The sequence below is a fragment of the Pseudactinotalea sp. genome, assembly GCF_048594945.1.
Classification (GTDB): Bacteria; Actinomycetota; Actinomycetes; order Actinomycetales; family Beutenbergiaceae; genus Pseudactinotalea.
The window spans coordinates 1-7,753 of the sequence record NZ_JBMDXJ010000502.1 but is presented as its reverse complement, the minus strand read 5'-3'; the positions used below and the strand labels follow the sequence as shown (position 1 = coordinate 7,753).

Genomic DNA, 7,753 nt, shown 5'->3' with positions numbered 1-7,753 from the left:
GTTGGAAAGGGGAGTGCCAAACTCATGACCTTCACAGTCGGCGAGACCGTCGTCTACCCGCATCACGGTGCGGCCCTCATCGAAGAGATCTCCAAGCGCGTCATCCGCGGCGAGGAAAAGCTCTATCTCAAGCTCAAGGTGGCGCAGGGTGATCTGACCATCGAGGTCCCCGCCGAGAACTGCGATCTCGTCGGCGTCCGCGACGTCGTGGACCACGAAGGGCTGGAGAAGGTGTTCGAGGTGCTGCGCGCCCCGTATACCGAGGAGCCGACCAACTGGTCGCGCCGCTACAAGGCGAACGTCGAGAAGATCGCCTCGGGTGACGTCATCAAGGTGGCCGAGGTCGTGCGCGACCTCTCCCGCCGTGACGCCGACCGTGGCCTCTCCGCTGGCGAGAAGCGCATGCTCGCTCGTGCTCGCCAGATCCTGGTCTCGGAGCTCGCACTCGCTGAGCACACCGAGGAGGAGAAGGCAGAGGCCATCCTCGACGAGGTCCTCGCTTCCTGATCGCCCCGCGACCGAGGTAGCTCGACGTGCGCACGGTCGGCATCGTCGTTGCCGCCGGGTCCGGCACCCGATTGGGCCACCGTGAGCCCAAGGCACTGGTGCACCTCGCTGGGCGTCCGCTGGTGTGGCACGCCGCCCGCCGTCTCGTGGATGCCGGATGCGACCAGATCATCGTTTCCGCGCCCCCTGACCGGATCGACGACGTCGCTGCTGCGGTGTTCGGGCCGACGAATGGGGCCGAGTCGCCGGAGTCCGCAGCCACGCCGGGGGCGCTCCTCGGCGAGTCCGCCGTCGGTTGGACATCGAGCGACGACCCGCAGCGCCACATCGAGGTCGGCGGCACGGTGTGCCCAGGCGGACCATCGCGACAGGAGTCCGTGGTCCGTGCGCTCGCGGCGGCGGACCCTCGCAAGGCCGAGGTGGTCCTCGTGCACGATGCCGCCCGGCCGCTCGCGCCGGTCGCGATGATCGCCTCCGTGATCGACGCCGTTCGTGCCGGCGCGCACGCGGTCATCCCGGGTCTTCCGGTTGCCGACACGATCAAGCGCGTCCGCGGCGACGTGGTGGCAGAGACGGTCGACAGGGCAGAGCTGGTGGCGGTGCAGACGCCCCAGGGCTTCGACTTCGCGACGCTCTACCGGGCGCATCGCGCGGGTCGCGACCTCGCGGCCGACGAACGCACCGCCGTGAGTGACGATGCCGGGCTGGTCGAGCGCTTCCTCGATGTCTCGGTCCACGTCGTTCCGGGGGATGATCGAGCCATGAAGGTCACGACCGCTGCCGACCTCGCGCTCGCCGAGGCGCTGCTCGCGAACGGGACCTGGTCGTGAACCCTCGGGTCGGCATCGGGGTCGACGTCCACGCGTTCGCCGCCGATGGCCGGCTCGGCCTGCGGCTGGCGGGGATCGAGTTTGCCGAGGAACCTGCGCTCGAGGGCCACTCGGACGGCGACATCGCCGCCCACGCCGCTGCGGACGCCCTGTTCTCCGCGTCAGGCCTCGGTGACCTCGGTTCGCAGTTCGGGACCGATGACCCTGCCTGGGCGGGGGCGAGCGGGGTGCGGTTGCTCGGCGAGGCGGCTGCCCGTGTGCGGGCGGCGGGCTTCGAGATCGGCAACATCGCCGTGCAGGTGATCGGGCCGCGCCCGAAGGTTGCGCGCGTCCGCGACGAGGCGCAGCGCAGGCTCTCCGAAGCTGCTGGCGCACCGGTCACGCTGAGCGCCACCACGACCGACGGCCTCGGCCTCACCGGTCGCGGCGAGGGCCTCGCCGCCATCGCGACCGCCCTCGTGGTCCCGATCGGCTGATCCGGTCCCGCGGGTTCGGCGGAGCGATCAGGCGCGATCGTCGACCACGCGGGTCAGGAGGTCTCGCAGCTGCGCCACGTCGTCGGGCGCCAGCGGGGCCAGCATCTGCTCACCGAGGTCGGAGCGCTGCTGAGCGACCTCCTCGGCGAGCGTGCGGCCGGCATCGGTGGGCTCGACCAGCACGGCGCGGCGGTCGGTCGGGCTCGGCACGCGCCGCACCAGTCCTTTGGCCTCGAGGCTGTCGACCACTTCGGTGGCTGACCTCGGTGCGATCCGCAGCCGATCGGCGATCTCCGACAGGCGCGGCGGCTCTTCGTGGGTCGTCACGTGCAGTGCACGGTACTCGTGCGGTGTGATGCCCCACGGTTCGAGGGAAGCCATCCAGCGGCGCCGCAGCGATCGGGCCGCGCGCACGATCAGCTCGCTGGCGTCGGGCTCGGGCTCGGTCACGGGAATACTCTAACCAACACTGGTGTTGAGCCTCATTGTGAGGTAACCTCACGATTGCTCGACGGTCGCGCGGAGACCGCTCCGCCGCCGTCAGGCCCCGATCTTCTCGACAGACAAGGCAGGTGGTGCGCCATGACAGCGCCCAACGACACTTACTCCCGAGGCGGCAGGTCCGCCGTCGACCGTGGCGGGCGGGACGGCGGCCCGATGGTCGCCCGACTCGACCCCGCCGACACGAACCAGCTCGCTGAGCACCCGGTGAGCCTGCGCCGCGTCGGCGGGCTGTTCCGGCCCTACCGTGGCCCCCTCGCTGTGGTGATCGCGCTCATTGTCGCGACCTCGCTCGTGGGCCTCGCGACCCCGTTCCTCACCAAGCACCTCATCGACGACGCGATTCCGCATCAGGACGTCCCGCTGCTGCTGACGCTGGTCGGCGGCCTGCTCGCCGTGACGATCGTCTCCTCGGTCCTGGGCGTGCTGCAGACCTGGCTCTCGACGACGATCGGCCAGAAGGTCATGCACCGGCTCCGCACCGACGTGTTCACGCACCTGCAGCGACAGTCCGTGGACTTCTTCACGCGCACCCGCGGCGGCGAGGTGCAGGCGCGCCTGACCCAGGACATCCAGGGCATGCAGGGCGTGGTCACCTCGACCGCGACCTCCGTGGCATCGAACATCACGACGGCGGTGGGTACCGCGGTCGCCATGGTCGCGCTTTCGTGGCAGCTCTCGCTGCTCTCGCTGATCGTGCTGCCGCCCGCGATCTGGCTCACGCGCAAGGTCGCCACCATGCGGCGCGAGGTCACCATGCAGCGGCAGCGTGCGATGGCGAACCTGCAGGGTCAGGTGGAGGAGTCGCTCTCGGTCAGCGGCGCGATCCTCGGCAAGATTCTCGGCACCGGGCCCAGCGCCTCAGCCACCTTCGCCGCTACCTCCGATGAGCTGATGGACCTCGAGGTGAAGTCCCAGCTTGCCGGTCGCTGGCGGATGGCCACGATGAGCATCATCTTCGCCGCGATCCCCGCGCTGATCTACCTGATCGCCGGGCTGCCGGCCACCTCAAACGGCATGACGATCGGCACCCTGGTGGCGTTCACCGGCCTGCAGGCGGGGCTGTTCCGGCCGCTCATGGGCGTGCTCAACGTCGGCGTGCAGGTGGTCAGCTCGATGGCCCTGTTCAGCCGCGTGTTCGAGTACCTCGACCTCGTGGTCGAGATCGACGACCCGGAGGAGCCGGTGGCGCTGGACCGCGACCGGGTGCGTGGTGAGGTGCGGTTCGAGGGCGTCGGCTACCGGTACCCGGGTGCGGATCGGTCCGCGCTGAGCGGTATCGACCTGGCGGTCCCGGCTGGGTCCTCGCTGGCGTTGGTCGGCCACACCGGGTCGGGCAAGTCGACCTTCGGCTCGCTGGTCGCCCGCCTCGCCGACCCGACCACGGGTCGGGTCACGATCGATGGGATCGACCTGCGCGACCTCTCGCTCGCCGACCTGAGCTCCGTCGTCGGCGTGGTCTCCCAGGAGACCTACCTGCTGCACACGAGCATCCGCGAGAACCTGCGCTACGCGCGCCCCGACGCGACCGATGCTGAGATCGAGGCAGCCGCTCGTGCGGCCCAGGTACACGGCCTGATCACGGGGTTGCCGCGGGGCTATGACACCGTGGTCGGCTCCCGCGGCCACCGGTTCTCCGGCGGCGAGAAGCAGCGCATCGCGATCGCGCGGACGATCCTGCGTGATCCGAAGGTGCTCGTGCTCGACGAGGCCACCTCGGCGCTCGACAACGCCACCGAGCGGGCCGTGCAGGAGGCGCTCGACGCACTCGCGGTCGGCCGCACCACCATCGCCATCGAGCACCGGCTCTCCACGATCGCCGATGCCGACCAGATCGTGGTGCTCGACGGCGGTCGGGTCATCGAGCGTGGAACTCACCGTGAGCTCCTCGAGCTGGGCGGCGAGTACGCCGACCTGGCGGGGAAGCAGGAGCTGGCGAGCGTGTAGCGCTGCACTCTCGGTGCGGCGGGGCTCAGAACAGCGGCTGGGCGCTGGATTCGAGATCGAGCAGGTAGCGCTTGGACTCCAGGCCGCCGCCGTAGCCCACGAGGCTGCCATCGGCACCGATCACGCGGTGACAGGGCACGATGATCGAGATCGGATTCCGGTTGTTCGCGAGCCCGACTGCGCGCGCCAGGGTGTGGCCGGCCTCGGATCCGCCGAGCATCGCGGCCTGCTCGCCGTAGCTGCGGGTCTGGCCGTAGGGGATCTGCCGCAGCGCCTCCCAGGCGCGGAGCTGGAACTCGGTGCCGCGCGGGGCGAGCGGCAGATCGAAGTCGTGCCGATCGCCGTCGAAATACTCGCCGAGCTGCTCGGTGAGCGCCTCGAAGCCCTGCTCGGACTGTGGGATCTCCTCGATCGACGGCGGCACCCGGTGGCCCGGGAACAGCAGCGACCGCAGCCCCTGCTCGTCAGCGAGCGCGATCAGCTCACCGATCGGCGAGTCCAGGTGGTGGCGGCGCATGCGCTCGATCCTGCCAGCCGCCGCCGACACCAGTGGCACGGCGTAGCGTGAGCACGTGAGCCTTCATGACATCGCCCTGACCACACTCGATGGTCGCGCCACCACACTCGGAGAGCACGCCGGCCGGGCGCTGCTCGTCGTGAACGTCGCCTCGCGGTGCGGCTTGACGCCGCAGTACGCGGGCCTGGAGCGACTGCAGCAGCGATACGCGGACCGCGGCCTGACCGTGGTCGGGTTCCCCTGCAACCAGTTCATGGGCCAAGAGCCCGGCACCAACGCCGAGATCGCAGAGTTCTGCTCGGCGACCTACGGGGTCACGTTCCCGATGATGGACAAGGTCGAGGTCAACGGCCCCGGCGCCCACTCACTGTTCGCGGCGCTGACGCAGGTCGAGGATGCCGCCGGCGAGGCCGGTGACGTGGGCTGGAACTTCGAGAAGTGGCTGCTCGACCCCGATGGCAAGCCGGTCGCGAGGTTCCGCTCCGCCGTCGAGCCGGAGTCGGAGCAGGTGATCGCTGCGATCGAGGCCGCGCTGCCGGCCTGACGCCATGTGAGTGCCGCACGCTACACTGTGCTACATGGTAGTGCCCACCAATATCAGGTTCGCTGACGCAACGCAGGCCTCGTTGAGTCGCTACGTGCGGGCTACCGGTAGCACCAAGTCGAGTGTGATCAACAAGGCCGTCGACGAGTGGCTCCGGATGCAGGCGCACCCGCGGATCCGATTCCTCACGGTCGAGACAGGTGAGCGCCGAGCTGCACTGATCGACGGCCCACAGGTCTGGACCGTTGCGGAGTCGTGGCTCGCGCACGACTCCGAAGCACGTTCGTCTGAGCAGGTCGCGGAGGTCGTGGGGATCCCGGTCGCACTCGTGGAGGCGGCTCTTGCCTATTGGGCAGAGCACCGCGACGAGATCGACGCCATCATCGACCGCCATCGAACCGCACAAGACGAAGCACTCGAGGCGTGGGAGCGGCGTCGGGCACTCGATGCCGTCTGAGATCAGGCTGCTGCTCGACGAGCACTACCCGAGCTGGCTTGCGAGCCTGCTGACCGAGGCGGGGCTCGACACTGAGGCGGTGATCGACCGCGACGACCTTCGGGCAGCGGATGACTCGACGGTGTTGCGGACTGCGACGGTCGAGAGTCGACTCGTAGTGACCGAAGATGTCTCGACCTTTGCGTTCGCGATGGCAGCGGTGCCGGAGCACGCCGGTGTCATCTTCTGCCACCACGCACGCTTCCCGCGGACTCGACCTGGCCTCGAACGACTGCGTCGCGCGCTCATCGCGCTGGGCGACTCTCCGCCCGACGGGTTCGGGCAACCGTCGTTCGTGTGGTGGCTCAGCGATCAGTGACGAGTGAGCACCAGGCTCGACCCGCCAGCACCGGACCCCACCCGCATGCTGGCCTCCCCGCCGACCGGGAAGGTGATCATCGGGCTGGTGTGGCCGAAGTCGAGTCCGGCGAGCACGGGCTTGCCTGCCAACGCGGGCTGGCGCGCCACGATCGCCTCGAGTGTTTCGGTCGAGATGCCGGAAGCACGCTGGAAGCGTCCGATCGCGAGGCCGGCGATGTCCTCTGCTCCCTCGACCTGTAGCAACGAGGTCAGGTTGCGCGCGAGCTCCACCGGACTGGTGAGGTAGTCGTCCTCGAGGAACAGCAACGCGCGGTCGAGCGAAGGCATGTACGCGGTGCCCTGCAACAGGTTCAACGTGCACAAGTTCCCACCGACGATCCGGCCGGTCGTCTCGCCCTCACGCAGCGCGAGCCAGCCGTCGTTGGCGATCAGCGTGCGGTCGTCCTGGTCGGCGAACCAGGCGTCGTCGGTCCAGTGCGGCGATGGCTCCAGCACCATTGGTTCTTCGTCGAAGAGCGCAGTGCGGAATCACTCACCGGTCGGCTCGACGTGCTCACGCATCCCGAAGCTCGACCAGTGCGGACCCGAATAGCCGACCAGGCCCGTCCGGGCGAAGATCGCGTTGCTGAGGGCGGTGATGTCGGAGTACCCGCACAGCACTGTGGGGTTCGCTGCGATCAGCTCCCAATTCAGGTGCGGCAGCAACTCGTTGCTGTTGAACCCGCCGATCGCGGTGAGGATCGCGGCGACCTCGGGATCGGCGAACGCGGCGTGCAGGTCGGCGACCCGAGAGGCGATGGACCCGCTGCGGAATTCGTCGTCCTCGTCGACGTGCTCACCGAAGCTCAGGCGCAGCCCCATGTCGGCGAATCGCTGGTTGATTCACCGCGTGTTGTCGTGCTCCATCACCAGCGCGCGCGAGCGCGAAGGCGCCACGACGCGCACCGTGTCACCGGCGCGGAGCTTGCGGGGATAGATCGGAGCGGGCATGGCGGTGACCTTAGCCGCCGCCACGCTCGACCTGACTCGTTCAGTCCTGCTGGGGCGGGCAGAGGCAGAACGGGTGGCCGTGCGGATCGATCATGACCGTGGACATCTCGGGGTTGGGCTGGTCGCTCGCCACGCTCGCACCGCGCTCGACGGCGGCACTCACCGCAGCGTCCAGGTCTGCGGTGCGCAGGTCGAGGTGGAACTGCTGAGGGTGCTGCTGGCTGGGCCACTGCGGGCGGGTGTAATCGGCCACGGTCTGGAAGTAGAGCGTGGAGCCCAGAGCGGCCAGGCTCGCGACGCCGTACTCGGGGTAGTCGGTCACCTCACCACCGGTGAGGGCCCCGTAGAAGGCGGCCAGGGCGGAGGCATCAGGGGTGTCGATCGTGAAGGCGATGAGCTCGGTCACGGGTGCTGGTGTCGTCATGCCCCCATCGTCACCGGCGCCTCCGACATCGGTCTTGCAGATTCACGCCAGCCGGTAGACCGAGACGTGCGAGGTGGACTCCGACGTGAACGGCGCCTGCGTGAAGTCGGCCCACCGGTGCTCGAGCTCCATCCCCGCGAGCTGCGCCATCAGGTCCAGCTCACCCGGCCACACGTAACGGAACGGGCTGAACGAGACCT

12 protein-coding genes and 1 pseudogene are annotated in these 7,753 nt (G+C 69.1%); 7 read left to right on the top strand and 6 right to left on the bottom strand.

Features of this window, described 5'->3' with window-relative positions; genetic code table 11:
• Positions 1-24 precede the first annotated feature (24 nt).
• From ACOJSN_RS22755 to ispF, 3 genes are read left to right on the top strand one after another with little or no spacing between them, the layout of a single operon-like run.
• Positions 25-507 (top strand): CarD family transcriptional regulator, encoded by a 483-nt coding sequence (locus ACOJSN_RS22755; RefSeq protein WP_420114768.1) that lies wholly within the window; start codon positions 25-27, stop codon positions 505-507.
• A gap of 26 nt (positions 508-533) precedes the next feature.
• A complete protein-coding gene (locus ACOJSN_RS22750; protein ID WP_420114765.1) occupies positions 534-1,337 on the top strand; it encodes an IspD/TarI family cytidylyltransferase in 804 nt (267 codons plus the stop codon).
• Positions 1,328-1,813 (top strand): 2-C-methyl-D-erythritol 2,4-cyclodiphosphate synthase, encoded by a 486-nt coding sequence (ispF, locus tag ACOJSN_RS22745; RefSeq protein ID WP_420114767.1) that lies wholly within the window; start codon positions 1,328-1,330, stop codon positions 1,811-1,813. The genes ACOJSN_RS22750 and ispF overlap by 10 nt, the downstream gene beginning before the upstream one ends.
• A 27-nt stretch (positions 1,814-1,840) precedes the next feature.
• Here ispF and ACOJSN_RS22740 read toward each other — a convergent pair whose 3' ends face one another.
• Positions 1,841-2,263, bottom strand: a complete 423-nt coding sequence (locus ACOJSN_RS22740; protein ID WP_420114764.1) for a MarR family winged helix-turn-helix transcriptional regulator — start codon at positions 2,261-2,263, stop codon at positions 1,841-1,843.
• A 132-nt stretch (positions 2,264-2,395) separates the two neighbouring features.
• Here ACOJSN_RS22740 and ACOJSN_RS22735 point away from each other — a divergent pair, with 132 nt between their 5' ends.
• Positions 2,396-4,261: an ABC transporter ATP-binding protein gene (locus ACOJSN_RS22735; RefSeq protein ID WP_420114763.1), complete on the top strand. Its 1,866-nt coding sequence runs from the start codon at positions 2,396-2,398 to the stop codon at positions 4,259-4,261.
• A 25-nt stretch (positions 4,262-4,286) separates the two neighbouring features.
• Here the strand turns inward: ACOJSN_RS22735 and ACOJSN_RS22730 are convergent, their stop codons facing one another.
• Positions 4,287-4,778, bottom strand: a complete 492-nt coding sequence (locus tag ACOJSN_RS22730) for a methylated-DNA--[protein]-cysteine S-methyltransferase (protein WP_420114762.1) — start codon at positions 4,776-4,778, stop codon at positions 4,287-4,289.
• A gap of 55 nt (positions 4,779-4,833) precedes the next feature.
• Between ACOJSN_RS22730 and ACOJSN_RS22725 the strand changes: the two genes are divergently transcribed.
• From ACOJSN_RS22725 to ACOJSN_RS22715, 3 genes are read left to right on the top strand one after another with little or no spacing between them, the layout of a single operon-like run.
• On the top strand, positions 4,834-5,322 hold the full coding sequence (locus tag ACOJSN_RS22725) for a glutathione peroxidase (RefSeq protein WP_420114761.1): 489 nt from the start codon (positions 4,834-4,836) through the stop codon (positions 5,320-5,322).
• 34 nt (positions 5,323-5,356) lie between these two features.
• Entirely contained in the window at positions 5,357-5,779 is a 423-nt protein-coding gene (locus tag ACOJSN_RS22720) for a hypothetical protein (protein WP_420114760.1), read from the top strand.
• A complete protein-coding gene (locus ACOJSN_RS22715; RefSeq protein WP_420114759.1) occupies positions 5,769-6,137 on the top strand; it encodes a DUF5615 family PIN-like protein in 369 nt (122 codons plus the stop codon). Before ACOJSN_RS22720 ends, ACOJSN_RS22715 begins: the two co-directional genes overlap by 11 nt.
• Here the strand turns inward: ACOJSN_RS22715 and ACOJSN_RS22710 are convergent.
• The 4 genes and pseudogenes from ACOJSN_RS22710 to ACOJSN_RS22695 all read right to left on the bottom strand — a co-directional run.
• Positions 6,131-6,634, bottom strand: coding sequence for a hypothetical protein (locus tag ACOJSN_RS22710; RefSeq protein ID WP_420114758.1), 504 nt, complete (start codon positions 6,632-6,634; stop codon positions 6,131-6,133). The genes ACOJSN_RS22715 and ACOJSN_RS22710 overlap by 7 nt on opposite strands.
• A 33-nt stretch (positions 6,635-6,667) precedes the next feature.
• Positions 6,668-7,021 carry an LD-carboxypeptidase gene (locus ACOJSN_RS22705; RefSeq protein WP_420114766.1) on the bottom strand — a complete coding sequence of 118 codons (354 nt, stop codon included), beginning with the start codon at positions 7,019-7,021 and terminating at the stop codon, positions 6,668-6,670.
• Between the two features lie 148 nt (positions 7,022-7,169).
• Positions 7,170-7,553, bottom strand: coding sequence for a VOC family protein (locus ACOJSN_RS22700; protein ID WP_420114757.1), 384 nt, complete (start codon positions 7,551-7,553; stop codon positions 7,170-7,172).
• A gap of 42 nt (positions 7,554-7,595) precedes the next feature.
• Positions 7,596-7,753, bottom strand: a pseudogene (locus ACOJSN_RS22695) (SAM-dependent methyltransferase); the annotation flags it as partial.

What these genes read in the sequence shown, in the direction of transcription:
- ACOJSN_RS22755 (WP_420114768.1), top strand. Translation starts at nt 25, where the DNA reads ATGACCTTCACAGTCGGCGAGACCGTCGTCTACCCGCATCACGGTGCG.
- ACOJSN_RS22735 (WP_420114763.1), top strand. Translation starts at nt 2,396, where the DNA reads ATGACAGCGCCCAACGACACTTACTCCCGAGGCGGCAGGTCCGCCGTC.
- ACOJSN_RS22730 (WP_420114762.1), bottom strand. Translation starts at nt 4,778, where the DNA reads ATGCGCCGCCACCACCTGGACTCGCCGATCGGTGAGCTGATCGCGCTC.
- ACOJSN_RS22720 (WP_420114760.1), top strand. Translation starts at nt 5,357, where the DNA reads ATGGTAGTGCCCACCAATATCAGGTTCGCTGACGCAACGCAGGCCTCG.
- ACOJSN_RS22715 (WP_420114759.1), top strand. Translation starts at nt 5,769, where the DNA reads ATGCCGTCTGAGATCAGGCTGCTGCTCGACGAGCACTACCCGAGCTGG.
- ACOJSN_RS22700 (WP_420114757.1), bottom strand. Translation starts at nt 7,553, where the DNA reads ATGACGACACCAGCACCCGTGACCGAGCTCATCGCCTTCACGATCGAC.